This is a genomic window from Tenacibaculum aiptasiae, assembly GCF_008806755.1.
GTDB classification, from domain to species: Bacteria; Bacteroidota; Bacteroidia; order Flavobacteriales; family Flavobacteriaceae; genus Polaribacter; species Polaribacter aiptasiae.
In genome coordinates, this window is sequence record NZ_WAAU01000056.1 from 1 (window position 1) to 290 (window position 290).

At 30.0% G+C, this 290-nt stretch carries 1 protein-coding gene; it reads left to right on the plus strand.

What is annotated here, in order from left to right; genetic code table 11:
- On the plus strand, positions 1-290 hold a 290-nt coding region (locus F7018_RS17960), incomplete at both ends, for a cysteine peptidase family C39 domain-containing protein (RefSeq protein WP_246175252.1).

Sequence of the window (290 nt, forward strand, 5' to 3'; positions counted from 1 at the left end):
CCACTACCTTGTATTGTACACTGGAATAAAAACCATTATGTAGTACTTTACAAAATAAAAAAAGATACCGTTTATATATCCGATCCTGCCCATGGACTTATTACTTTTACTAAAGAAGAGTTTATACAACATTGGATAGGTAACAACGCTGATGAAAATACTGAAGAAGGAATTGTTCTACTAGTAGAACCTACCCCTAAGTTTTATAGCGAAGAATTTGAAGATGACGAAAAATTTGGTTTCTCTTTCATATTCAAATACTTATTCAAATACAAAAAATTTATTGTACA